Annotated in this window: 19 protein-coding genes, 1 tRNA gene and 1 other RNA gene; 15 read left to right on the top strand and 6 right to left on the bottom strand. The window is 65.1% G+C overall.

All coding sequences use genetic code 11. From position 1 onward, the window contains the following. The first annotated feature begins 1 nt into the window (after nucleotide 1). The 5 genes from B0I08_RS15455 (at nucleotide 2) to B0I08_RS15435 (ending at nucleotide 4777) form a co-directional block, all read left to right on the top strand. Complete coding sequence (locus tag B0I08_RS15455) at nucleotides 2-610, top strand: nucleoside deaminase (protein ID WP_106214445.1); 609 nt, start codon at nucleotides 2-4, stop codon at nucleotides 608-610. Continuing rightward, on the top strand, nucleotides 607-1491 hold the full coding sequence (locus B0I08_RS15450) for a hypothetical protein (protein ID WP_106214443.1): 885 nt from the start codon (nucleotides 607-609) through the stop codon (nucleotides 1489-1491). Before B0I08_RS15455 ends, B0I08_RS15450 begins: the two co-directional genes overlap by 4 nt. Then, entirely contained in the window at nucleotides 1488-2099 is a 612-nt protein-coding gene (locus B0I08_RS15445; protein ID WP_146134447.1) for a hypothetical protein, read from the top strand. The genes B0I08_RS15450 and B0I08_RS15445 overlap by 4 nt, the downstream gene beginning before the upstream one ends. A 45-nt stretch (nucleotides 2100-2144) precedes the next feature. Beyond that, nucleotides 2145-3593, top strand: a complete 1449-nt coding sequence (locus tag B0I08_RS15440; protein WP_106214439.1) for a GH1 family beta-glucosidase — start codon at nucleotides 2145-2147, stop codon at nucleotides 3591-3593. A gap of 188 nt (nucleotides 3594-3781) precedes the next feature. Then, nucleotides 3782-4777 carry an ROK family protein gene (locus B0I08_RS15435; RefSeq protein WP_425433009.1) on the top strand — a complete coding sequence of 332 codons (996 nt, stop codon included), beginning with the start codon at nucleotides 3782-3784 and terminating at the stop codon, nucleotides 4775-4777. A 54-nt stretch (nucleotides 4778-4831) separates the two neighbouring features. On the opposite strand, the gene B0I08_RS15430 is transcribed toward B0I08_RS15435, so the two are convergent. After that, complete coding sequence (locus tag B0I08_RS15430; RefSeq protein WP_106214435.1) at nucleotides 4832-5734, bottom strand: alpha/beta fold hydrolase; 903 nt, start codon at nucleotides 5732-5734, stop codon at nucleotides 4832-4834. A 197-nt stretch (nucleotides 5735-5931) separates the two neighbouring features. On the opposite strand from B0I08_RS15430, the gene B0I08_RS15425 reads away from it, so the two are divergent. From B0I08_RS15425 to menC, 4 genes are read left to right on the top strand one after another with little or no spacing between them, the layout of a single operon-like run. Beyond that, the gene (locus B0I08_RS15425; protein ID WP_245884847.1) at nucleotides 5932-7164 is read left to right on the top strand and encodes a multidrug effflux MFS transporter; all 1233 of its coding nucleotides are present in this window, start codon (nucleotides 5932-5934) and stop codon (nucleotides 7162-7164) included. A 55-nt stretch (nucleotides 7165-7219) separates the two neighbouring features. Continuing rightward, nucleotides 7220-7915 (top strand): phosphatase PAP2 family protein, encoded by a 696-nt coding sequence (locus B0I08_RS15420; protein WP_106214431.1) that lies wholly within the window; start codon nucleotides 7220-7222, stop codon nucleotides 7913-7915. A 38-nt stretch (nucleotides 7916-7953) separates the two neighbouring features. Continuing rightward, on the top strand, nucleotides 7954-9231 hold the full coding sequence (locus tag B0I08_RS15415) for a saccharopine dehydrogenase family protein (RefSeq protein ID WP_106214429.1): 1278 nt from the start codon (nucleotides 7954-7956) through the stop codon (nucleotides 9229-9231). Between the two features lie 51 nt (nucleotides 9232-9282). After that, nucleotides 9283-10398: an o-succinylbenzoate synthase gene (gene menC, locus B0I08_RS15410; protein WP_106214563.1), complete on the top strand. Its 1116-nt coding sequence runs from the start codon at nucleotides 9283-9285 to the stop codon at nucleotides 10396-10398. A 16-nt stretch (nucleotides 10399-10414) separates the two neighbouring features. Here the strand turns inward: menC and B0I08_RS15405 are convergent, their stop codons facing one another. Both B0I08_RS15405 and B0I08_RS15400 read right to left on the bottom strand, forming a co-directional pair. Next, complete coding sequence (locus B0I08_RS15405; protein ID WP_146134446.1) at nucleotides 10415-11044, bottom strand: hypothetical protein; 630 nt, start codon at nucleotides 11042-11044, stop codon at nucleotides 10415-10417. Between the two features lie 143 nt (nucleotides 11045-11187). Further along, nucleotides 11188-11272 (bottom strand) — tRNA-Ser (locus B0I08_RS15400). A 165-nt stretch (nucleotides 11273-11437) separates the two neighbouring features. On the opposite strand from B0I08_RS15400, the gene pta reads away from it, so the two are divergent. Further along, nucleotides 11438-13540 (top strand): phosphate acetyltransferase, encoded by a 2103-nt coding sequence (pta, locus tag B0I08_RS15395; RefSeq protein ID WP_106214425.1) that lies wholly within the window; start codon nucleotides 11438-11440, stop codon nucleotides 13538-13540. Nucleotides 13541-13584: 44 nt separating this feature from the next. Continuing rightward, a complete protein-coding gene (locus B0I08_RS15390; RefSeq protein ID WP_106214424.1) occupies nucleotides 13585-14712 on the top strand; it encodes an acetate/propionate family kinase in 1128 nt (375 codons plus the stop codon). Nucleotides 14713-14805: 93 nt separating this feature from the next. Here the strand turns inward: B0I08_RS15390 and B0I08_RS15385 are convergent, their stop codons facing one another. Beyond that, nucleotides 14806-15453, bottom strand: a complete 648-nt coding sequence (locus B0I08_RS15385; protein WP_106214422.1) for an SDR family oxidoreductase — start codon at nucleotides 15451-15453, stop codon at nucleotides 14806-14808. Between the two features lie 39 nt (nucleotides 15454-15492). On the opposite strand from B0I08_RS15385, the gene ffs reads away from it, so the two are divergent. The 3 genes from ffs to B0I08_RS15370 all read left to right on the top strand — a co-directional run bounded on the left by ffs (nucleotide 15493) and on the right by B0I08_RS15370 (nucleotide 22836). Beyond that, an RNA gene (gene ffs / locus B0I08_RS15380) (signal recognition particle sRNA small type) lies at nucleotides 15493-15589 on the top strand. A 355-nt stretch (nucleotides 15590-15944) separates the two neighbouring features. Continuing rightward, a complete protein-coding gene (locus B0I08_RS15375) occupies nucleotides 15945-21323 on the top strand; it encodes a discoidin domain-containing protein (protein WP_106214420.1) in 5379 nt (1792 codons plus the stop codon). Nucleotides 21324-21636: 313 nt separating this feature from the next. Next, nucleotides 21637-22836 (top strand): PP2C family protein-serine/threonine phosphatase, encoded by a 1200-nt coding sequence (locus tag B0I08_RS15370; protein WP_106214418.1) that lies wholly within the window; start codon nucleotides 21637-21639, stop codon nucleotides 22834-22836. A 77-nt stretch (nucleotides 22837-22913) separates the two neighbouring features. Here B0I08_RS15370 and B0I08_RS15365 read toward each other — a convergent pair whose 3' ends face one another. Further along, the gene (locus B0I08_RS15365; RefSeq protein ID WP_106214416.1) at nucleotides 22914-23483 is read right to left on the bottom strand and encodes a TetR/AcrR family transcriptional regulator; all 570 of its coding nucleotides are present in this window, start codon (nucleotides 23481-23483) and stop codon (nucleotides 22914-22916) included. 146 nt (nucleotides 23484-23629) lie between these two features. Here B0I08_RS15365 and B0I08_RS15360 point away from each other — a divergent pair, with 146 nt between their 5' ends. Further along, complete coding sequence (locus B0I08_RS15360) at nucleotides 23630-24466, top strand: alpha/beta fold hydrolase (protein ID WP_106214414.1); 837 nt, start codon at nucleotides 23630-23632, stop codon at nucleotides 24464-24466. A 138-nt stretch (nucleotides 24467-24604) separates the two neighbouring features. Here B0I08_RS15360 and B0I08_RS15355 read toward each other — a convergent pair whose 3' ends face one another. Continuing rightward, the gene (locus tag B0I08_RS15355; RefSeq protein ID WP_106214412.1) at nucleotides 24605-25636 is read right to left on the bottom strand and encodes an NADP-dependent oxidoreductase; all 1032 of its coding nucleotides are present in this window, start codon (nucleotides 25634-25636) and stop codon (nucleotides 24605-24607) included. Between the last annotated feature and the right edge of the window lie 40 nt (nucleotides 25637-25676).

Genomic DNA, 25676 nt, shown 5'->3' with positions numbered 1-25676 from the left:
CATGAACCATTCCTTCCCCACGAGCATTTCGGCCGAACTGCCCGCGTGGCTTGAGGCTGAGCTCGCTGAGCTCACCGCGCCGCTGGAGACACACGAGCAGCGCATGGCTCTGGTGAACGAGTTGGCCGCGCGCAACTATCGCGAGGGCAACGGGGGCCCGTTTGCCGCGATCGTCGTCGACCGCACGACCGGCCTGATCGTGTCGGTCGGCGTCAATATCGTGCTGAGCTCGGGACTGAGCGCGGGCCACGCCGAATTCACGGCCCTGTCGCTCGCGCAGACGCGTCTCGGCGGCTGGGACCTCGGCGCCTCGCCCGACCAGGATCTCGAACTCGTGGTCAACTGGCGGCCGTGCATCATGTGTTACGGGTCGCTCATCTGGTCGGGCGTCAAGCATCTCGTGATCGCCGGCGATGGTGAGGAGCTCGAGCAGCTCACCGGCTTTGACGAGGGACCCATCCCCGGCGGCGACTGGCGTGCCGAGCTCGAGGCCCGCGGCATCAGCGTCACCATCGACGTGCTGCGAGACGAGGCCATCGCGGTTTTCGCCGACTACGGCGCCTCCAACTCGATCGTCTACAACGCGCGCGGCACGGGGTCGCGGATATGACCACCACCGCATCGCAGCCGGCGCCCGCCGACGCACGTCGTCCCCGCAAGCGGCGCAACCGCCCGATGCTCGGCGCGGTGCTGCTGGCCATCGGCGCTGTGCTCACCGTCGCGGCGCTCGGCCTGCTGGCATTCACGGTTCTCGGGCTGGCAGTGTTGCAGTCCGACGTGCTCGCCCGAATCGAGGCCAATAACCTCAGCTATTACGCAGAGTTCGGCTTCGTGAGGCGTGAAATCTCGTCGCTCACCGCGATGCTGGCAATACCGGGCATCCTGCTCGTGACCGCGATGTCGTGCCTGATTCCGGGCTACCTCCTGCGCCGCGCCACCGTTCGGTCGGTCCCAACGACGTTCTGGCGGGGCGGGTCGGTGCTGGCAACCTACCGCCCTCTCGCGTTCTGGGCGCACGCGCTCTGGTGCCTCGTCCCGCTCGCGGTATGGGCCGCGCTGATTCTCCTTCCGCTGCGCAGCATGATCGCCGGGGACTTCCCCGCGGGTATTCCTGACGACAACATGACCGCGGTGTGGCTGGGTCTCGGCTCCTACGGCGCAGTCGCCGCCGGGGTGTTCGGCGTGATGGTCACGTCGCTGGTGAAAAAGGCCGTGTACGTCAGGATCGCAACCGATCATCCCGACAAGATCGCGCGCGGCGGGCGCGGGATCTGGCGGTGGATCACGTTCCGCTGGCGCTTCGACCTGTGGATCGCGGGCGTCGGAGCCGCATTCCTGGGGGCGGGCGTCATCGCCCTCGGGTTCGAGGACCTCCCGTTTTATCTCAGCACGCTCGCCATCGGCGGTGTCTTTTTTATCGGGGGGATGCTGCTGAGCCTCAACTACTGGCGAGCGGGCGAGCCCCTCGGCTCCGGGGAGTCGTACTCGTGATGCTCCGTGCCGGTCGCACCGGGCGGCGCACGCTCACTGCAGTGTTGCTGGTGGCCGGTGTGATGGTGGCAAGCGGCTGCGCTCTGATTGGCGGAGGTGACGACGTCGCGGAGAACACCCTGGAGCCTGGCGAAGTGGCACTCACCCACGCCGCGGCCCGCGCAGAACTTGACAGCATTCCCGGCGTGGAGGTCTCCTACGTGGCTCTCGGAACCCTCAATGGCCTCCCGTGGGGCAAGGACCTGACGACCGGCCTCAACCTCGAGGACGCCTACCCCGACGAACTCATCACTCCCCTCGCGGACTACATGCTGGCGCTGGTGTGGTCGGTGCCGGAGAAAAAACCGGGGGCCATGTCGATAGGTTTCCTCCGGCTTGGCGAAGGTGTCGATCTGGTGCCCACAGCGGAATCGTTCGGGTGGACGACGGGCTACACCAGCCCCGGGCTCGACCTCGCCGTGCAGGACGTCGAGGACCGGTATGGCGAGTGGCCGGGCGAGCGGCCGCAGTTACCACCGGAGCTGGCCAACTACGTGCCCACAATGCTCCCCACAACGCCCCCCTCAACGCTCACCTCAACGCCCCCCGCCCCGAGTCCCACGCCGTGACCGGCGCCGATAGAGTAAAAACTCAGGGCATAGAGGAGTTCGACTGTGGCAAGCACGCGCGTAAAGGCGACCGACGTCGACGACTACCGGGACACCGGTCTGGAGTTTTCGTCTGACTTTCTCATCGGAGCTGCCACGGCCGCGTACCAGATCGAGGGCGCGGCACACGAGGACGGTCGGGGCGTCTCGATATGGGACACCTTCAGCCACACCCGGGGCAAGACCCTGAACGGCGACACCGGCGAGATCGCCGACGACCACTACCACCGGCTCGAGGCCGACCTCGACCTGATGAAGTCGATGGACCTCGAGGCCTACCGCTTCTCCATCGCCTGGCCCCGCATCCAGCCGGACGGGTCCGGTCCGGTCAACGCCGCCGGAGTCGACTTCTACTCGCGGCTGGTCGACGGGCTTCTGGCCCGCGGCATCAAACCGATCGCCACCCTGTACCACTGGGACCTGCCGCAGGCGCTGCAGGACAAGGGCGGCTGGACCAACCGCGACACCGCGTACCGCTTCGCCGAGTACGCCTCCATCATGGGCGACGCCCTCGGCGACCGGGTCTACGCGTGGACGACCCTGAACGAACCGTGGTGCACCGCCTACCTGGGGCATGGCTCGGGGGTGCACGCCCCCGGCGTGACCAACCCGCTCGCCGCGCTGACCGCCGTGCACCACCTCAACCTCGCGCACGGCCTCGCCGTCACCGAACTGCGCCGCGCGGTGCGGGCCGACGCGCTTGTATCGATCACGCTGAACTTCACGGTTCTGCGCGGCGGCGGCGCGGGAGAAGAAGAAGCGATGCGGCGCATCGACGCCGTCGCCAATCGCGCGTTCACCGGTCCGCTGCTCCAGGGCGCCTACCCGCAAGACCTGCTGGAAGACACCGTAGCGGTGACCGACTGGGCGTTTGTACGCCCGGGCGACCTCGACCTGATCCACCAGCCGATCGACTTTCTCGGGGTGAATTACTACACAACAGCCGCCGTACGGATGGGCGCGGAAAGCGCGATGAAGCGCAACCCCGACGGCACCGAGGTGGTGATCGGCTCCGAGTATCCCGGAAGCGAGCGTGTTGAGTTCGTCGCGCAGTCCGGCCCGTTCACCGACATGGACTGGAACATCGCGCCCGACGCCCTCGAAGAACTGCTCGTCGACCTGCACACCCAGTTTCCCGATACCCCACTGATGATTACCGAAAACGGGGCCGCATTCCCCGACGAGGTCGTCGAGGGGCGGGTGCGGGATCCGCGTCGGGTGGACTACCTGCACCGCCACTTCGTTGCCGCCCACCGGGCCCTCGCTCGCGGAGTCAACCTGCGCGGCTACCTGGTCTGGTCGTTGATGGACAACTTCGAGTGGTCATTCGGCTATTCCAAGCGATTTGGGATCGTGCACGTAGATTACGACAGCCTCGAGCGCACGGTCAAGGACAGCGGGCACTGGGTGTCCGATCTGATCCGTACCCGGCAAATCCGCACGGGCGCGCGATGACCCTCGCCGGAACGGCCGCGGGCGGACTGGGTAACAGCAACGACTCGGTGCGCCGCCACAACCTCTCGGTGCTGCTGCGCCTGGTGCACCGATCCGACGGCATTTCCCGTTCGCAGTTGACCCGGCAGACGGGCCTCAACCGCTCCACCATCGCCGCCCTGGTCGGAGAACTCGTCGAGCGCGAACTGGTGGTGGAGAGCGAGCCGAACTCACGCAACCAGGTCGGCCGCCCGTCCCCGATCGTGCGCCCCGGCCCGCGCGCCCTCGGCATCGCCATCAATCCCGAGATCGACTCCATCACGGTGGGAATCGTGGGTCTCGGCGGCACCGTGCTGCGGCGGGTGCGTTTCTCGGTCGATCACGTGCCGAGCGCCGCGGAGGCGGTCGCGATCAGCGCGCAACTGATCGACTCCCTCCGCGAGGAGTTCGATCTTGCACACCGCGCCGTCGGCGTCGGTGTCGCAGTGCCGGGCCTCGTGCGCACCCACGACGGTCTGGTGCGCCTCGCCCCGCACCTCGGCTGGGTGGACGAACCGCTCGCCGAGATGCTCGAGGAGGCCATTGGCCTGCCGGTCGTCGCCGCAAACGACGCCCGTCTCGGCACCCTCGCCGAAAGCATCTTCGGCGCGGGTCGCGGCCTCACTGACCTCGTCTACCTCAACGGCGGCGCCAGCGGCATCGGCGGGGGAGCGATCGTCAACGGAGCGCCCCTGCGCGGCATCTCCGGCTACGCGGGCGAATTCGGCCACACCCTCGTGAACTCCTCCGGCGTCATCTGCCACTGCGGCGCGCGGGGCTGCCTCGAGACCGAGGTGAGCCGGTCGTCGCTGCTGCGGGCCGTCGGGCTGGCGGATGTCGACGCCGACGAACTGGAGAACGCTCTCCTCGCCTCGGATTCGCCGATCGTGGCGGCAGAAATCATCCGCCAGATTGACACCCTGGCCATCACGCTGCGTAACGCCATCAACACGCTCAACCCGCAGCTCATCGTTTTAGGCGGATTTCTCGGAGCCCTCTATGCGGTGGATGCCGCCCGGCTCGAGCTGCGGGTCGGCGAACAGTCGCTGCCCTCGGCGAGAGACAGCGTGCGCATCGCTCGCGCCGAACTCGGCACCCGGCTGCTCATGATCGGCGCGGCCGAGCTCGCGTTCGAGTCGATCCTGTCCGACCCGTCCAGCTTCTGAGCCGTGCAGCTGGCGACCGGCCCGGTTCTGACCGGTCTAGCTTTTGGCGGAGTGTTAGCCGCGCAGTGCGCGCACATCGAGTATCGCTCGGCTGAATGCCTCGGGCGCTTCCTGCGGAACGTTGTGTCCCACACCTTCAATTAGCCGGTGCTGGAAAGGCCCAACGAACATGGGGGCATCCTCCGAGGCGGAGGGGCCGCCGATGCCGTCTGCGGTGCACTCGAGCACAATGGTGGGCACCGCTATCTTCGGCGAGGCCGCAAGGAGGTCTTCGATGCCCTGGTAGCGCGGGTCACCCGGCGCGGCTCCCATGCGGTGTCGATAGGAGTGGATGACCACGTCGACGAAATCCGGGTTGTGCAGGCTCGCCGACGAGTGCTGGAACGCGGCCGCCGCGTCGGTCCAGGTTGGCGACCAGCTGCGCCACAGGAGCTCACACAACTCATCCCTGTTCAGCTCCAGCCCGCGTCGCCCGCGCTCGGTCTGGAAGTAGTACTGATACCAGTAGGTGCTTTCCCAGGCGGGGGGATCGGGTTCTCCCGCACTCGCCAGGTTCTGAATGTTGTACCCGTCGACCGAGACCAGACCGATCACGCGTTCCGGAAAGATCGCCGCGGCGATGCATGCCGCACGTCCGCCCCAGTCGTACCCACCGACAACGGCGTTCTCAATCTTGAGGGCGTCCATCAGGTCGATGAGGTCACGCCCGAGGGCCGCCTGCTGGCCCGATCGGGGCGTCTCGCGCGAGCGGAAGGCGGTTGCTCCGAAACCACGCAGGTACGGAACAACAACACGCAGCCCGCGGGCGGCGAGAGCTGGCACCACCGCATCGAATGCTCGAACATCATAGGGAAACCCGTGAAGGAGGATGACCGCCTCGGCCGCGCTGTCGTTGACCGACTCGTACGCGATATCGAGCACGGGCGTGCGGGCAATCAACGGCGTAGCAGGTGTCATGCCTCGATGATGGCAGAGGTTTCTGCTGCCCGGGCACCAAATTGTGTACCGCAGCGGGCGCGGCGCAAGGAGGCTCGGATAGGCTTGGTGCAGGCCCTCCGAACACGAGCCGTGGCCGTTCTCCCGGGGACTTCTGAGTGACCCGGTCCTCGAGTGCAGTGATGCGCCACCTCCACCCCTGCAAGGACGTCCGTTTCGTGACCACCACTGTGCTGCACCCCGGCGACGCGCTCACCCGCCGCCAGCGACTCATCTACATCATCGTTCTCGGCGCCCTCACCGCGCTCGGCCCGTTCACCATCGACCTCTACCTGCCGGCATTCCCGGTCATCCAGTCGGAGCTCGACGTCACCGCGGCGGTGGTGCAGCTCACGCTCACCGCGACGACAATCGGGTTCGCACTCGGTCAGCTCGTCGTCGGGCCGTGGAGCGACAAGGTGGGCAGGCGCCTTCCGCTGATCGTCGCGACCGCGGTGCACGTGGTCGCCAGCTTCGGAGTCGCGTTCGCCCCCGACATCGAGGTGCTCACCGTCTTCCGCGTGCTGCAGGGCATCGGCACCGCCGGCGGCAGCGTCGTCGCCATCGCGATGGTGCGCGACCTCTTCGGTGGCCAGCCGCTCGTGCGAATGCTCTCCCGCCTCGCCCTGGTGAGCGGACTCGCGCCGATCGCGGCACCCGTCATCGGGTCGCAGCTGCTGCTCTGGCTCGACTGGCGCGGGATCTTCTTCTTCCTCGCCGCTTACGGCATCCTTGCGCTCTCGGCGGCCCTGTTCTTCATCGTCGAAACGCTGCCTGCAGAACGTCGAGCGGATGTCGTGCACTCCACGATGGGCCAGCGCTACCGAGCGCTTTTCACCGACCGGATCTTCGTTGGTATGGCCATCCTCGGCGGCATGACCTTCTCCGGGCTGTTCGCCTACCTCTCCTCGTCGTCCTTCGTGTTCCAGGATGTCTATGGGCTCGACGCCCAGCAATACGGACTGCTGTTCGCCGCGAACTCGCTCGGCATCGTCTTCGGTGTGCAGTTCAGCTCCCGCCTCGTGCGCAAGGTGGGTCCGCAGTGGATCCTCGCCTTCTCCACCGTCCTGCTGCTGGTCTCCTCGCTGACGATCGTGCTGCTCGACTCGCTGAACTTCGGGCTCTTCGGCATCCTCGTTCCGCTCTGGTTCTTCATCCTCGCCTGCGGCCTGTCGTTCCCCTGCATCCAGGTGATCGCGCTCGCCAACCACGGGCGGGAGGCTGCGACCGCCGCGTCTGTGCTCGGTGCGGTGAACTTCGGGCTGGCCGGAGTGATTTCGCCCATCGTCGGTTTCTTCGGGGTGGAGACCGCCACCCCGATGGGTGCCGTAATGGCCGCGACGGCTGTGGTGTCGATCATCACCCTGTGGTTCCTGGTTCGACCGAGCACCGTGCCCGCACTGACGCGCTGATCGCGCCCGCTCCGGGGGACGGGATCGGCACAGGTTCGCAAGTTAACGTGGACGGATGACCGACAACGAAACCGAACGCGACGCGGCGCGCGTCAGCCACCGTTGGCCCCTCATCAGCGGGGCAATGGCCGTGCTCCTGGTGGCGGGCCTCGGCGGAATCATCGCGATCCGCGGAAACCTCCCGTCCGAGTCCGACGCCGAGTGGATGGAAGAAATTGTCGAGCACCGGCACCCGTGGTGGGAGCTGCCCGCGATGCTCATGAACAACGTCGGCGGCGGGCTGTTTGGCGTATTCGTGGTGCCGTTGCTGATCATCGCGGTGCTCTGTTTTTATCGCCGGTTCGTCAGCGCGCTCTACTTCTTCACCGCAACCGTCAGTAGCGCCGCCCTGGTGCAGTTGCTCAAGAACCTCTACGACCGTCCCCGTCCGGAAGAGATCCTTGTGGTCTCCGACGTTGGGTCGTTTCCTTCCGGTCACTCGGCCAACGCCGCGACGATGGCGGTTGTCCTCGGGTTCATCATCCGCCGCCTGTGGGTCTGGGTTGCGGGCATCATCTACACGGTGGTGATGGTGCTCAGCCGCACCTACCTCGGCGCGCACTGGCTGAGCGACACCGTCGGCGGTGTGGTGCTGGGCGCGGCGGTCGCGGTCATCATCTGGGCTCCGTTCGCCTACCGGCTTCACCAGGAGAGAAAATCGCCCCCGCGACCCCTGATCGGCAGACGCACGCGCGCACAGCTTCAGCGCTAGGCCATGTTTTGGTGGGGCGCCACCACTAGTTTGGGGAGATGAGAATCCTCCTGGTGGGCGCCGGCGGTGTCGGCGACGCGATAGCAAAGATTGCCGCTAGACGATCGTTCTTCGAGGTCATGGTGGTGAGCGACTTCGACCTGACCCGGGCAGAACGCACCATCGCCTGGATCGAGGCAAAGCATGGCAGCCAGCGCGGGCGGTTTGTCGCCGCCCAGATTGACGCGTCCGATCCGGACCGGGTTGCCGCCGTCGCGCGTGAGCACGGCGCCACACACGTGATGAACGCGGTCGAGCCGAAGTTCGTGCTCACCGTGTTTGCCGGCGCGCTTGCCGCGGGCGCGGACTATGTCGACATGGCAATGAGCCTGTCGGAGCCGCATCCGACCCATCCGTACGAGGAGTCCGGGGTCAAACTTGGCGACGATCAGTTCGCGCAGGCCGCCGACTGGGAGACCGCCGACCGGCTGGCCCTCGTTGGCATGGGCGTAGAGCCCGGGCTCAGCGACGTTTTCGCGCGGTTCGCTGCTGACAACCTGTTCAATGAGATCGACGAGCTCGGCACCCGCGACGGCGCGAACCTGGTGGTGCGCGACGAGAACGGCGCCGAGATGTTCGCCCCCTCGTTCAGTATCTGGACCACCATCGAGGAGTGCCTCAACCCACCCGTGGTGTGGGAGAAGGAACGCGGCTGGTTCACCACGCCTCCGTTCAGCGAGCCGGAGATGTTCGATTTTCCCGAGGGAATCGGCGCGGTCGAGTGCGTCAACGTCGAACACGAAGAGGTGCTGTTGATGCCGCGCTGGGTCGATGCCAAACGCGTCACCTTCAAATACGGGTTGGGCGACGAATTCATCGGCATTCTGAAGACGCTCCACCAGCTGGGGCTCGACTCGACCACACCCCTGTCGGTGCGTTCCAGCGGCGGCCCTGTGCAGGTGGCGCCGCGCGATGTGGTCGCCGCTGCGCTGCCCGACCCGGCCACGATCGGGCCGCGCATGACCGGAAAAACCTGTGCCGGCCTCTGGGTTACCGGCACCGGGACGGACGGCACACCCCGAGAGGTGTATCTGTACCACGTGAGTGACAACGAGTGGACGATGGCCGAGTACGACGCCCAGTGCGTGGTCTGGCAGACCGCCCTGAATCCGGTCATCGCCCTGGAGCTGCTTTCCCTCGGCCTGTGGACCGGCACCGGGGTGCTCGGGCCCGAGGCGTTCGACGCCACTGCCTTCCTTGACCTCATGGCGTTGCCGATCGCCCAGGGCGGGTACGGCCAGCGTTGGGGTCTGGAGGATCGCCTGACGGGTGGATAGGCTTCTCTCCTGTTCCACATGCGCAAGGGCGCTGCATGGGAGGTCGGTTATATGAGTATCGAAGCTGTCGAGTTGCATCGCATCGGGATGCCTCTGGTGCGGCCGTTTGTGACGTCGTTCGGGCGACAGAACGCCCGCGACGTGCTCCTGGTGCACGTGCTCACCTCTGAGGGCGACGGCTGGGGCGAATGTGTGGCCATGTCGAACCCGGTGTACTCGAGCGAGTACGTTGACGGCGCCGAGGCGGTTCTGCGCGACTACCTCGTGCCCGCCCTGCTCGCAGCCCCCGAGACCACCGCGGTGGACTTCGCGACCGTTGTGTCATTTGTTGTGGGCCACCGGATGGCGAAGGCCGCGCTGGAGACCGCGATCCTCGACGCCGAGTTACGCGCGGAGGGCACCAGCTTCGCGGCGTATTTCGGAGCAACCCGCAGCACGGTCGAATGCGGAGTCTCCGTGGGGATCGCTGACAGCATCGACGCCCTCCTCGAGGAAGTGGACGACTACCGCGCCGCCGGATACCGGCGCGTCAAGCTGAAAATCAAGCCCGGCTGGGACATCGAACCGGTGCGCGCCGTGCGCGAGGCGATCGGGAGCGATGCCCTGCTGCAGGTCGACGCCAACACGGCGTACAGCGCCGCGGACATCCGCCATCTAAAAAAGTTGGATGACTTCGAGCTGGTGCTTCTGGAACAGCCGTTCGCGGAGGAGGACTTCATCGGTCACATTCAACTGGCCGAGGCCATCGACACCCCGATTTGCCTGGACGAGTCGATTCTCAACGCCGCGGTGGCAGTCGATGCGATCGAGCGGGGTGCGACGAGCATCATCAACGTGAAGGCCGGGCGGGTCGGCGGGTATCTCGAAGCGGTGCGGGTGCACGATGTCTGCGCCGAGCTCGGTGTTGCCGTCTGGTGCGGGGGCATGCTCGAGACGGGCATTGGTCGTGCGGCGAACGTGGCCCTCTCGGCGATGGAGAACTTTCTGCTGCCGGGCGACACGTCCGCGTCATCCCGCTATTTTCAGGAAGACATCACCGAGCCATTTGTGATGCGCGACGGCGAAATGAATGTGCCGACGGGGGCGGGTTCGGGTGTGGAGGTGCGCGAAGACCTCGTCAAGATCTTTGCGCTCGGGGACCCGCTGGTGCTGCACATCGCGCGGTGACGGTGCTGGGCACTCGCTACTGCACGCGCCCGACGGTGCTCATGATGGCGATGACGAACGCGCTGACCACTGCGACGATGGCCAGCACCACGACGAGCCGGACGCCCGGGCCTTTCTCAAACCAATAGGCGCTGCCGGGGTAGTCGTGAAAGAACTCTTTTTCGCTGATGGCCGTGGTCTCCACCGTGACGGGACGCCCGATGGCCGCCGCGAACCCAGTCAGGTCCGAGGCGTGCCAAAACTGCCCGCGCATCCGAAACACACATCCGTCGTCGTGCGTCAGGGCGATCAGCTGGGTATTCGCCTCACTCGGGTGGCTGCGGTAAACCGGAACCAGCACCACCCGGCTGACGGTGTCGCGCGCGATGATCGCGGTCGGGCTGAAGATGCCGTTGCCCTTCAGGGTGGCGGCGGACACCGAAGAGAACACCCGGGTCTGCCGCCAGTAGGCCGCCAGGCAGCCGACGAGGATGGCTCCCTGCACAGCGAGAAGCTCGGTCCAGACATCGTAGGGGGCCGTGTACCAGTACAGAACCCCGAACAGCGGCACGATCGTGATCAGGAACGTCAGCACGCCGAGACGGCTCAGCACAGATTTCGGGCGTACGCGCATTCGCACCGCGTGTGGATCGGTGAGCTCGGTCAATCCCGCTTCCACCCCCCCCTGGTAGTCGGATCTGTCTACTTTACGACGAACCAGCGGGCCTCTCGATGCAAACACGAGGAAAAATAAGAAAAGCTCCAAACCGTAGGTTTGGAGCTTTCCTGCGTCCTGAGACAGGACACCGGCGGAGAATGGGGGATTCGAACCCCCGAGGGCTTGCACCCAACACGCTTTCCAAGCGTGCGCCATAGGCCACTAGGCGAATTCTCCGGGCCGTTTCTTCCACAGTGCGGAAGAGCCATAGAGCATCCTACCCGTAATGTGCGGCCCCGCTGTCACGTACCGCGTGGGAGGGCGCGCGGGGGAGGGACCAAAGTCCATAATCCGGGACTAAAGGCTGCAGGTTGCGCGGCAGCGAGTGCCTAAGCTTGTAGCGTGCCAACTCGAATTTACATCGCCTCCGCCGAAGGTCATACCGGCAAGTCCTCGATCGCGCTGGGGGTGCTCGAAACGCTCACCCGCGAGGTTGGTCGCGTGGGGGTCTTCAGGCCCATTACACGTTCCACCACCGAGCCGGATTACGTGCTCGAACTCCTGCTCGCCCACACCAACCTGAATCTGGCCTACGAGGACTGTGTCGGCGTCAGCTACGACCGGGTGCACAGCGACCCGGACGGCGCCCTGACCGACATCGTGTCGCGCTTCGCGGCGATCGAGCGCCAGTGCGACGCCGTTGTGATCGTTGGCTCTGACTACACCGACGTCGGCAGCCCGACGGAACTCAGCTACAACGCGCGAATCGCTGCGAACCTTGGCGCGCCTGTGCTGCTGGTGCTCGGTGGCCGCACTTCGAACGGTTCGGAAAGCCGCACAACCGAAGACATGCGGCAGATCGCGGAGCTCACCTCCACCGAGCTGCGCCTCGCGCACGCGGGCCTGCTGGCCGTCATTGTGAACCGCGCCGACCCCGATGCCCTCGACGAGATTATCGCCGGAGTTTCCTCCGCATTCGACGACACCGCCGCCTCCGTGCCGGTCTGGGCGGTCCCAGAAGACCCGTTCCTTGAAGCCCCCACCGTGGCCGCGGTACTCAAGTCGACCGAGTCGACACTCGTCTCCGGTGATCCCGCGCTGCTTGAGCGCGAGGCACTGGGCACGGTGATTGCGGCGATGTCCCTCGAGAACGTGCTGCCCCGTCTCATCGAAGGTGCCGTAGTTGTTGTCCCTGGGGATCGCAGCGACGTGATCGTCGCCACGCTTCTGGCCCACAGCTCTGAAACGTTCCCCAGCCTGGCGGGCATCATCCTCAACGGCGGCATTTCGCTGCCGCCCCAGGTGGAGCGTCTGGTCTTTGGTTTGCAGTCCGCACTGCCGATCGCCACAAGCCCGCTCGGAACCTTCGAGACAGCCCAACGCATCACGGCGACCCGAGGTCGCCTCGCAGCAGACTCGAAGCGCAAGTACGACACCGCCCGCGAGCTCTTCGATAACAACGTCGATGGCGCAGCCCTGCTCCGCCTGCTCGAGGTCAATCCCTCGAGCGTTGTCACCCCGCTGATGTTCCAGTACAACCTGCTCGACCGGGCGCGGGAGAGCCAGAAGCACATCGTGCTGCCCGAGGGCGAGGACGACCGCATCCTGCGGGCGGCGAGTTCGCTGCTGCAGCGTAAGGTTGCCCGGCTCACCATCCTCGGCGACGAGACAGCGATCCGCGCTCGCGGAGCCGAGCTCGGACTCGACCTCAGCGAAGCCGCCATCATCAGCCCGTTCAACGAAGAGCTGCGCGACCGGTTCGCCGAGGAATACGCGCGGGTTCGAGCCCACAAGGGCATGACCAAGCTGCTGGCAATGGATACCGTCACCGACGTCTCGTACTTCGGAACGATGATGGTTCACCTTGGCCTCGCAGACGGCATGGTCTCGGGTGCCACTCACACCACCGCGCACACCATTCGTCCGTCGTTTGAAATCATCAAAACGAAGCCCGGCGTCTCGGTTGTTTCCAGCGTGTTCCTGATGGCGCTGGCCGACCGTGTTCTCGTCTACGGCGACTGCGCGGTCAACCCCGACCCGACCGCCGAGCAGCTGGCCGACATTGCCATCTCCTCCTCGGAGACGGCCGTGCAGTTCGGTATCGACCCGCGGGTTGCCATGCTGAGCTACTCGACCGGGACGTCTGGATCCGGGGCCGATGTCGAGAAGGTGCGACTGGCAACGGAACTGCTGGTGGAGCGCCGTCCCGACCTGCTGGTCGCAGGCCCGATCCAGTACGACGCCGCCGCTGATGCGGCCGTTGCTGCCGCGAAAATGCCGGACTCCCCGGTTGCCGGCCGCGCGACCGTGTTCATTTTCCCCGACCTCAATACGGGTAACAACACGTACAAGGCGGTGCAGCGTAGCGCTGGCGCAGTCGCGATGGGTCCGGTCTTGCAGGGTCTGAACAAACCCATCAACGACCTGTCGAGGGGGGCCCTGGTTGAGGACATCATCAACACGGTGGCCATCACGGCAATCCAGGCAGCGACCCCGGTCGCCTGATCACCCGCATCCCCCTCCCCACCCTCTAGCGCCAAGGACATTTCATGCCCCAGATTTTTGTCGTCAATTCCGGTTCCTCATCCATCAAATACCAGCTGATCGACAGCGAGACCGAGGAAGCCGTGCTCGGCGGCCTGGTCGAGCGCATTGGCGAGCCCGGGTCGGAGATCGCCGACCACGTAGCAGGCATGAAGTTTGTGCTTGAGCACCTCGGTACCGACAACCACATCGTCGCCGTCGGGCACCGCGTTGTTCAGGGCGGTTCGCTTTTCGACCGCGCGACCCTCATCACCGAGGAGGTTGAGGCGCAGATCGAGGAGCTGTCGGCGCTCGCGCCGCTGCACAACCCGGCAAACCTGCTCGGCATTCGCGCCGCGAAAATCGCGTTGCCCGATGTGCCCCACGTCGCCATCTTCGACACAGCGTTTCACCAGACGATCCCGGCGGAGGCATACACCTATGCCATCGACGCCGAAATCGCGCACAAATACGGCATTCGCAAGTACGGCGCCCACGGCACCTCGCACAAGTTCGTTTCCGAGGAAACCGCAAAGTTCATGGGTCGGCCGTTGGAGGAACTCAAGATCATCGTTTTGCACATCGGTAACGGCGGCTCGCTCTCCGCGATCGACGGCGGCGTCTGCATCGAGACGAGCATGGGCATGACTCCGCTCGAGGGCCTGGTTATGGGCACCCGCTCGGGCGACCTCGACCCCGCCGTGCTCATTCACCTGCACCGCCAGGCTGGCCTGTCGTTCGACGAGATCGATGTCCTGCTCAACCGTCGGAGCGGCCTGCTGGGCATGGCCGGCAACAGCGACATGCGCGACGTGCAGAACGCTTCGTGGGAAGGCGACGAGACCGCACTGGCTGCGCTCGCCGTTTACCGCCACCGGATCATCCGCTATCTGGGTGCCTACATCTTGCACCTCAAGGGCGTGGACGCCATCGTATTCACCGCGGGTATCGGCGAGAACGACGAGGAGTTGCGACGGTTGGTGCTCGAGGGACTGGAGTTCCTCGGAATCGAGCTCGACCTGGCCCTCAACGAGCCGCGCTCGAAGAAGCCGCGCTACATCTCGGCGGAGAACTCGCCGGTCAAGGTGCTGGTCGTTCCGACCAACGAAGAGCTGGAGATCGCTCGCCAGACTGCGACGCTGCTCGCGGCGTAGGTAGCGGCGTAGCGCGCGGCCCAGGTAGCGAAATAGCGGGCGGAATGGCGCTGGCGGGATTAGTACCCCGCCAGCGCCTCCGCGGTGAAGGTGTTACAGGTCCGCGAGCGCTTCCGAGGCGGACTTTTCGCCGGAGATGACCTCGAACTGCTTCCTCACCGCGAGGTTGTCGACCAGTATGGCGGCGATGAGCGCGGCGACGTCGGCGCGAGGGATCGACCCGTGACCGATGGACTCGGATACCTGTACGAGGCCCGTGCCCGCATCATCCGTCAACCCACCTGGACGCACGATCGTCCAGTCCAGGTCGCGACTGCGGATCGCGGCATCCGCCTCACTCTTCGCCTTGAGGTAGATCTGGAACCCGTCGTCGGAGTCGGCGTCGTAGTCATCGGTGGCCATGGCCGACACAATCACGATCCGGCGGACGCCCGCGATCTCGGCGGCGTCGGCGAGCAGGATCGCGGCGTCACGGTCGACGGTGAGCTTGCGATCCGGGCCGCTGTTCGGGCCACCGCCCGCAGCGAAGACGACAGCGTCCACCTCGGACAGCGAGTCAGCGAGGGTCGCAGCATCCGTGCTTTCCAGGTCGAGCAGCAGCGGGGATGCGCCCGCACCCAGCACGTCCGCGGCGTGCGCGGGATTGCGGATGATTCCGATCGGGGTGTGACCGGCCTCCGAGAGTAGGTTTTCGAGGATAAGAGCGATCTTGCCGTGACCTCCGGCGATGACAATCTTCATCAGTCGAGTTAAGCACGTCTGGAGTCAGGTAAACTGAGTACTGGCTCCTCGCGTGGCGCCATCCAGGCCAACTCCCCCAGGACGGAAACGTAGCAAGGGTAACCGGGCTCTGGCGGGTGCGCGAGGGGTCTTTTACTTTCTCCGATTGTCGTTTTCCCGTCTCTGTCCGGCGTCCCTGTCGTCATCGTCAGCTGTCCACCAATCGCGGGACCGGGGGAATCGCGGACAGGTCGATACCTGTAGCTCGGTTTAACACCGGTAGCTCGATGACTATCGCGATTGCCCATATTGTGGCTCTCCCGCCCATTCACGCCCCGCTCGCACGCTGGTCGCATGACGCACAAAGCGCGCCCGGCAAGAAAGAGCATTGCGCGGCCGCGACGGCGCGGGCTCCGCGCGTAACTAGGCAGACACTATGTGGATATATCCTCAGACGAAATAGCTGCACCGTCTGCCCGCTTACCGCGTTCTCCCAATGTTAAGAGAAGACCATGACCCGACCTTCCTCGCGGCCGGGCGTGCGCTTTACCGCGCTCGTCGTGGCTTCGGCCTTGACCGCGCTGACGCTCACGGCGACAGCTCCCGCAGCCCGCTCGGACGCGGCTGCCGAGCCCGGTGCGTCCACGCCCATCGCGATCGGGGGCGGGTCCTACGCGGCAGCGCCACCGACGTCGCTTGACCGCGAAGGCCACGACGTGTCCGGCGTTGTGAACAAGAAGCTGTACATCGACGCCTCGCTGAGCGGCGAACCGATACCGACCAACAAGTGGTGGTCTGATCTGATCGTCAACAAGTACTCCGGCAACCTGTGGGCCGATCCCTTGGTGGTGTCGAACACCGAGTTGGGTACCCGCATCGCCTACCCGACCGAGTGGAGCAAAGAGGGCAACACCATGCTCGACAACTCCGCGATCCAGGTGCAGGGAAGCGTGCCGCCCCAGCCCGACGCTTCCGACATCGAGATGGCTAGATTCGAAGATGCGGCATTCGGCGTCGGATGGACGTCGACGGGCGATGCATTCCAGAGTCCGTCGAAGGGAACCGCCACTGGACAGACAACTGTGGAGAAATACCTCGGCAAGGGACTCGTCAACTCGTTCACCTCGGAGAAGGGGGATGAAGCCATGGGGACGCTCTCCTCGCCCGAATTCACCGTCGACCGCGACTTCATCGCCCTGATGGTCGGCGGCGGAAACAACCCCGGACGCACAGAAGTCCGTCTCGTAGTTGACGGCGCGACCGTCGCGTCCGCCACCGGCGAGCAGTCCGAGATACTGCGCTGGGTCACCTGGGACGTCACCGCGTTTGCCGGACAAACCGCAACCATCCAAATTGTCGACGACATACCGGCAGGCTGGGCCCACGTGCTCGTCGACCAGATTGTGCGCACCGACGTGCCCGAAGGCATCGCCGAGCGGTTCGGCACCTCATTTCGCGCGGCCCAGGCCGACGCGTTGCGATGGGGCGACTGGAATGTCAGCTGGCGTATGCGCCAGTCAGCAGATCAGTTTATGGACGTCACCATCGCTCGCGGTACGCCGTACACCTGGTTCGAGTTCGACAACGTGATTCCCAAGATCAGCGTTAGTCCCAACGCGACCTTTGCTACCGCGAGCGGATCTCCGCTTGAGTTCCCGGCAACCGTCGATGCGTTCACGATCACCCAGGACAATCGCAGCTTCGGTATCCATGCCCCGGCGGGCAGCTCGTTCGAGCTCGTCGGCAACACCATCGAGGCCAAACTCGCCGCTGGACACCTTGTGGTGAGCGCCCTGCCAGCCGAGGGCGCTGACCTCGATGCTATGTCGCAGCACGCGTTCGCGATCCCGCGCGATACCACCATGGAATACGACTACAGCGTCGAGAACGCCGAAGTCGTCGAGACGTACGCACTCAAGACCGAGGCACTGCAGGGTACTAACCTCGACACCATCCAGGGCTGGTTACCGCACACTTACAACAGCACGGCCACCAACATTGACTTCGCAAAGCCCACCTACTCCACCCCCCGAGGCCTGATGAAGACCGCAATCGGACATGGCGGCTGGACGGTCACCTACCCATTCACCGGCCTCACACCGGTCGCCCCCGCTCCACAAGAAACCGGGGGAAGTAATGAATACAGCGTCGCCACGATGAAAGAGTTCGTCAGCAGCTACGCCAAACGCACCGAATACGGTGGAGACACCTACTGGGGTGGCAAGGACGTCCTGCAATTCGCGCAATACATGACCATGGCCAAGCAAATCGGTGACCTCGAGTCGTACGAGACGCTGAAGTCTTCACTGAAGACCGCACTCTCCGACTGGTTTACCTACACCCCGGGTGAGAGCGAGAAGTTTTTCGCTCGCTACGACACGTGGAAAGCCCTCGTCGGGTTCAATGACTCCTACGGGTCGTACGAGTTCACAGACAACCACTTTCACTACGGCTACTTCACCCTCGCGGCCGGCTTGCTTGCGTTCGAAGACCCAGAGTGGGCTGCTCACTACGGTCCGATGGCGACTCTCGTGGCGAAGCAGTACGCCAACTGGGACCGTAACGACAAGAACTTCCCATACCTGCGCACCTTCGATGTGTTCGAGGGGCATTCTTATGCCGGCGGCTACAGCTCCGGCGGCGGGAACAACCAGGAGTCCAGCTCAGAAGCCATCCAGTCATGGGCCGGCATCTTTATGCTCGGCTCCGCTTTAGGTAACGCCGAGATGCAGGCCACCGGCGCCATGGGTTATGTCACCGAGCGCGCCGCAGTGATGGACTACTACCTCAACTACAACGGGAATCCGAATGCCTCCAACGGCACCGGCACGGGGGTATTTCCGGCGGCCTACGCGCACAGCACCGTGGGTATCCTCGGCGACTCGGGACAGGCATTCGGTACCTACTTCAGCGGCGACCCCGCCTGGATCTTCGGAATCCAGTGGATGCCAACGGGTCCGTGGCTGAACTACCTCGGTTGGGACCGCCAATTCTCCAAGAGCCTGCTGAACGATATGTTCGACGAGCGCCCGGCTTCGCTTGGTGCCTACGTGAAGGGGGACGTCGGCGGGATTCTTGGCCTGGCGGCCAAGCAAATGGTCGGTCTCGGCACCTCCTACGGCGGAAAAGTAACAAAAAACCCAGTCGATTCCGTCAACACGCTGAAGGACGCCGTCCGAACGGCGTACCTCAACAACCCGACTTACACGAGCGCCAAGGTAGCAGCGAACCCGCTGTTCAACGCCTCCGCCGGTGAGTTGTACTTCAGCGTCGACGGCACGGGCCAGCTGGTGTTCCCCGAAGCGCACTGGACGCCGGATACCCTGCCGACGGTGCTCGTGCCGGCCACCCCGCCCGCAGACAAACCGGATAGCGATCCTAAGCTGTGGGCGCAGAATTGGACGCTGTTCTCCTACCTCTCCACAAACTACGACGTCGACCCCGCCGTGCAACAGAAGTTGCACAATTACGACGTGTCCGGCTACGACGCCGGACCCGACACCGCACAGGCGGCCAGCGTTTACAGCCGCATGGGTGATGCCCTCGGCAACGTGGTGCTCGGTCTCACCGCGCAGTCCGACCCTGATTTCTACGCCGACATGTACGGTGAGCTGATCAAGACCGGCGACCCTGTGGTCACGAATGACTCGATGGCCGGCGCGGTGTACTACAACGCCATGTCGAACCGATCTCTCGGCAGCGAGGTACTCACCCGCCACGTCGCTAACCCGACGAGCCAGGTGCACTACAACGCCAAGACGAACGCCTACAGCTACGCGGTCTTCAACCCGACCGACGCGCAAGCTGGGTACACGGTCTACGACGGCGACGCCGTGATTGGCACCATCCAGGTGCCGGCCCATACGCTCGTGCAGCACCATCTCGACGCGAAGCTGGATCACATCGTGATCACCGCTCCCGGAAGTGCGAAGACGGTGCAACGCGGCGACTCGCTCGAATTCACGGCCGTAGGCTACGACCAGTACGGCGCCGTCATCCCCGTCGACGACCTTCAGTGGTCGGTGGATGCTGGCGGAACCATCACCGGGCTGGGCACGTTCTCGGCAACGAAGAACGCCGATCCGGTGACGGTCACGGCTACCTCCGGCACGACAGAGGCGACCTATCAGGTTCGCGTCGCACCTCGACCCGTGCTGTCGAGCCTTGCGGTATCGCCCGAGTTCGTTCGCGTGACCGAGGCTGGCACGACGACGTTCACGGCGTCCGGCCTTGACCAGTACGCAGACCCGATCGAGTCGGGCACGGTCACGTGGGCTACCACTGCACAGGGCTCCATCGATGAATCTGGTGTGATGGTGACCGACTCAGCCGGCGCCGGATATGTCACTGCCTCTGCGGGGGCCGTAACTGGAACCGCGGTTGTCGCAGTGGTCGCTGAAGCAGCGGACATCGCGTTGGGCAAGCCGGCGACCGCCTCGAGCTCGGACGGTTCAAACACCGCCGGTTCGGCCGTGGACGGTTCGTCGAACACTCGCTGGGAGAGCGCGCACGGCGCGGGCGAACAGTGGGTCCGCATCGATCTAGAAAAGTCTTTCGACATTTCGTCGGTGCGCATCAATTGGGAGAGCGCGGCCGCAGCGAAATTCGAGATTCAGGTTTCGGATCGGGCGGAAGGCCCGTGGCAGACCGTCAGGACCGTGACGAAGGAGAACGCGGCACCCGATGACGTCGCGGTTGAGGCGACAGGCCGGTTCGTACGGATCCTTGGGCTCGAGCGCCTCACCAACTACGGTTACTCCATTTGGGATCTGGAGATCACAGGGACACTGTCCACCGCCTCGATCGACACGAGCACATTGCTGGTCACGCCGCGCAACGCGGCGGTTGTCAGTGGCCGGGAGGTGCAGTTCACCGCCTACGCTTTCGACGAGTCGGGCAATGGCGGGCGCGTCACCACCCGTCCGTGGACGGCCGACGGTGGTGACATCGACACAGATGGCACCTACACAGCTGGCAAGACCGCAGGGATCTACCCCGTCGCCGTGGAGTTCGACGGCGTCGAGGGATCGGCGACGGCCACCGTGAGCGCGAACACTCCGACCGACGAGCCTGGCGGAGGGCCGGACGACCCGGCGCCCGACTTACTCGCAAACGTGGCGTTCGGCAAGTCCGTCACCGCATCGTCGCGCGAGAACTCGGACACCCCGGCCGAGTTTGCCGTTGACGCTTCTGCTGCTTCGCGCTGGTCGAGCGGTGCCAGCGATGGTGCGTGGATCGAGGTCGACCTCGACACGGTTACCTCGATCGAGCGCGTCGACCTGACTTGGGAGGGCGCCTACGGTGCCAAGTACCTGGTGCAAACTCGTGACAAGGCGACAGACGACTGGACAACGGTGGTCACCGAGAACGACGGAGACGGTGCCACCGACAGCCACGTCGTTGACGCCCACGGCCGTTACTTGCGCATGCAGGGCGTCGAGCGGGCCACCCAGTATGGCTACTCGCTCTTCGACCTGTCAGTTTGGTCGACCGACGGAACTGTCGTGGCGAAGAACCTCGCCGCCGGAGCGACGGCGATTGCCACGAGCGAAGAGGCCTCGGGAACCCGAGCCAACAACGCGGTCGACGGCAATGCGTCGTCGCGTTGGTCGAGCGAGGCGAGAGACGACCAGTCGATCACGGTTGATCTCGGAGAGCGCGTACTTGTTTCTACGGTCGCGGTGCAGTGGGAGGACGCCTACGCCTCGGAATACCTCGTTCAGGGTGCAACCAGCGCAAGCGGTCCGTTCACGACCCTCGCTACCGAAAGCGCCGGGGACGGCGGACGTGAGTCGTTCGAGGTAACCGGGGAGTACCAGTACATTCGTGTGCAGGGGCTGCGTCGCGCGACGCCGTACGGCTACTCGATTTTCGAGATCGACATTCGCTGACCGGGATGTGTCATGTCCGGCAGCGACTTTCTCCGGCGGCGCCAGGGTGTCCGAGATCGAGCCGGCATTCGCCCTGGCCAATCCGCAGCGCGCGCTGCTCCGAATACGATTCGTAGCCGGTCGAGACATCCGTTGTGCCACAAATAAACACCCCCTGCCCATCGCGCACGACGACTGAGTAAACATCGGGTGCGCAACGAGCAGGGAAACATCGCGTGCGCAACGATCGAGGGCTGCGCAAGGTGTGGAAGCATAAACGCAATCCGGCGGTGTACCCGACCGCTGGCGTCGAGAAGGGGCAACTGTGCCGAGAATGTTGAAGAAAGCTGACCGAGCCGCCGCCGAGAAGGCGCGCCTGGAGGCGGTTGACGCGCTGAAGCTCCTGGATACCTCTCCCGAGGAGAGGTTCGACCGCATCACGCGTATTGCGCGGCAGATTTTCAACGTTCCCGTGGCTGAGATCAACCTGCTCGACGAGTTCCGCCAGTACACGCACTCGCCGCAGGTTCCGGGAGAGAGTGCCGCCAGCGACCGGTTTGACTCGTTCTGCCACGTTGCCATCGAGAGCGACGAAATCCTGGTTGTCTCCGACGCGACCCAGGACGAGCGTTTTGCTGCCAAGGGCGGTGTGACCGGTCCACGAAACATCCGCTTCTATGCCGGACGCCCCCTGAGCATCGATGGCGAGTCGCGGGTGGGAACGCTGTGCCTCGTCGACACCCAGCCGAGAGACCTGGATGACGTGCAATTGCGCCTTCTTGATGACATCGGGATGTGGGTCGAGCGCGAGTTGCGGGACAGCCCCGGTCGTCTCGATGCCCAGGAGGAACCCGCCGGAGCCGGCACCGCCCTGGCCGAACCCGCGCTTCCGCCGGGAGAACCGGTGCCCGCCTACGCCATCTCGGGAACCAGCCTGCCGATGCGCAAAGTGGGCGGCGACTTCTTTGCCGTCCGCGAGCTCGACGGTGGCGTTGAACTGCTTGTCGCTGACGTGATGGGTCAGGGTGCTGCCGCCGAGGCCATCGCCTCCACCATCCGCAGCAGGTTCGAACAGTACGACGGCTCCGACATTGCGGCGGCCATGCAGGATGCGAACGGCACGCTCTCCCAGGACCTGCGCTCGGTGGGAACGTTCGCGACCCTGGTGTTGGCGCGTGTTGACTCCAAGACGGGGATCGTGGATTATGCGGATGCCGGCCACGGCCTCACCATCATCGTGCGGGCAGACCGCGGCATCGAGCGGCTGGAATCGACCGGGTTTCCGCTCGGGCTGCTGGCCGCCGGCGCGTGGGACGTACGCTCCTCGATGCTTGAGCCGGGCGACACCCTCGTGTCGTTCACCGATGGGTTGCTCAACCTGTTTGACGGTACGCTCGCGTCGCTTACGCAGATCGCGGAACTCGTGCGCGAGACATCCGGTCCCCAAGCCCTGATTAATCGGGTGAGCGCGATGAACCGCCGCTCCAAAGCGCGCGACGACCTGACCGTGGTCGCCGTCACGCGAACGGCCTGACCGCGCCGGGCTCAGGTCGCCGGGCTCAGGGCGCCGGGCTCTCGGCGCCGCGACCTTGGCGCCTCGCTCGTGACGCCTCAGTGCTGGGGCGCGAGGGCGGCGTCGATGAGGGTAACCGCCGCGGCACGGGCGTGATGGGCGGACTCCGGGCTGCCGGAGATCGCTGCGGTGGTTTGGGCGCCCTCCGCGAGGAGCGCCAGCTGCGGCGCGAGGAAGTCGGGGGCGCCAGCCTGGCGGGACAGTTCCGCGACATAGGCCTGGAAGGACAACTTCTGTTCGCGGGCCGCCTCCGCGACCGACGGCACGGTGGCACCGAGTTCGCCGAACGCGTTGATGAAGCCGCAGCCGTTGAAGTCGTCGGTGCTGAACCAGGCGAACAGGAAGTCATAGATCGCAAGCAGTTTTTCGCGCGGTGTCGACACCGCGGCGGCTGTGTCTTCGATGCCGTCTGTCCACACCTGGTGACGGCGGTCGAGCACAGCGAGCACGATCGCCTCCTTGGAGGGGAACAGCGAGTACAGCTTCTTCAGCGATACTCCGACCTCGGAGCGCAGCTCGTCCATTCCGACGGACTGCACCCCACGCGCGTAGTAGAGCCGGTCGGCGGCGGATACTGCGCGCTCGCGGAGCTCGGTGGTGGCGTCCATGGTCGTCTCTTCCTGACAATCTTGCGGCAAAGGTGTCGAATCTAACGCTGCCGACTTGCGCTGAGAACGTTCGTTCTCTAGAGTAGCAAACAACGCGGAGAACGACCGTTCTCCGTCGTCGGCTGATTTCCACGAAGGAACCCACAATGTCGTTCATCACGGTTGGCAAAGAGAACACCACGAGCATCGACCTCTACTACGAAGACCACGGGGAGGGCCAGGCGGTCGTCCTGATCCACGGCTACCCGCTGGATGGCCGTTCGTGGGAGAAGCAGACCGCCGCCCTGCTCGACGCCGGGTACCGGGTGATCACCTACGACCGTCGCGGATTCGGGCAGTCCAGCCAGCCGACCGTCGGATACGACTACGACACCTTCGCCTCCGACCTCAACACGGTGCTCGAGACCCTCGACCTGAACAACGTGGTGCTCGCCGGATTCTCCATGGGAACGGGTGAGGTTGGTCGCTACATCGGCACCTACGGAACCGCGCGCGTTGCCAAGGCCGCGTTCCTCGCGCCGCTCGAGCCGTTTCTGATCAAGAGCGACGAGAACCCGGACGGCGCCGCGCCGATCGAGTTCTTCGAGGGCATCGCCGCGACCGTAAAGGCCGACCGCTATTCCTACTTCACCGGGTTCTACAACGACTTCTACAACCTGGACGAGAACCTCGGATCACGCATCAGCGAAGAGGTCGTTCGCCACAGCTGGGACGCCGCCGCCGGCTCCGGCTTCTACGCAGATGCCGCCGCCCCGCTGACCTGGCCGACCGACTTCCGCGGGGACATCCCGAAGATCGACGTGCCCACCCTCATCCTGCAGGGCACCGCTGACCGCGTGCTGCCGATCGACTCCACCGGCCGCCCGTTCGCGAAGCTGCTGCCCGAGGCCGACTTCGTTGAGATCGAGGGCGCCCCGCACGGACTGCTCTGGACCCACGCCGACGAGGTCAACGCCGCCCTGCTCGCCTTCCTCGCGAAGTAGCGTCAGCAGAACGCAACAACGGCCGCCCGGCTTAGCCTGGGCGGCCGTTGGCGCGCGTGTCTGCGGAAGCGTGTGTCTGCGGAAGCGGGTGTCTGCGGTCAAGTGCGATGCAGGCAGGCGGATGCCGCGGGGTCGTCGTTACCCGCCGATCCGCACGACCATCTTGCCGAGGTTCTCTCCGCGCATCAGCGCACCGAAAGCCTCCAGCGCGTTGTCGATGCCGTCGACGACGGTCTCGTCGTAGACGATCTTGCCGGAAGCGACGAGCGGCCCCACTTCGGCGGCGAACTGGGGCGAGTACTCGAGGTAGTTGCCGATCGTGAAGCCCTTGAGCATCAGGCCCTTCGTCGTGAGCATCGACATGTTGCGGGGCCCGACCGGAGGCTCGGACGAGTTGTAGGAGGAGATTGCTCCGCACAGCGCCGCGCGCCCGCCATCGTTAAACGACGAGATGGCCGCCTCGAGGTGGTCGCCACCCACGTTGTCGAAGTAGACGTCGATACCGTCGGGGGCGGCGGTGGCGAGCTGGCCCGCGACATCCCCCATTTTGTAATTGAAGGCTGCATCAAAGCCGTACCGGTCGATCAGGTGTGCCACCTTCTCGTCGGATCCAGCGCTGCCGATGACGCGTCCGGCGCCGCGGGATCGGGCAATCTGGCCGACGGCGGAACCGACTGCTCCGGCCGCTCCCGAGACGAAGACGGTATCGCCGGGCTGCATATCGGCGATCACAAAGAGGCCGACCCATGCCGTCAGGCTGGTCATGCCCAGGGCGCCGAGGAAGACGGATGACGCGACGCCGGCGATCTCGTTGGTCTTACGGAACTGCGCCGCAGCTCCCTGCGCGACATCGCGCCAGCCCTGGAAATGCTGCACCAGATCGCCCACCGCGAGCGCATCGGAACGGGACTCGGTCACGCGTCCGATCGCGCCGCCCACCATGGTCTCGCCGAGAACGTAGGGCGGGGTGTACGACTTCACGTCATTCATGCGCCCGCGCATGTACGGGTCGACGGAGATGAACTCGTTGGTCACGCGAACCTCGCCGTCCGCAAGCGGCGACAGCTCGACGGAGACGTAGCGGAAGTCCTCGGCCACGGGCACACCGACGGGGCGGCGCATCAGCTGCCACTGGTGGGAGATGGGGGAGGGGGATGTGCGGACGGTCATAGAAAATCTCTTCTGGGTGGGGTGTGGCGAAACGAGCGCG

This window comes from Glaciihabitans tibetensis (assembly GCF_003003265.1).
GTDB lineage: Bacteria > Actinomycetota > Actinomycetes > Actinomycetales > Microbacteriaceae > Glaciihabitans > Glaciihabitans tibetensis.
The sequence above is the reverse complement of the archived record's forward strand: the minus strand, read 5'-3'. Positions and strand labels throughout refer to the sequence as shown.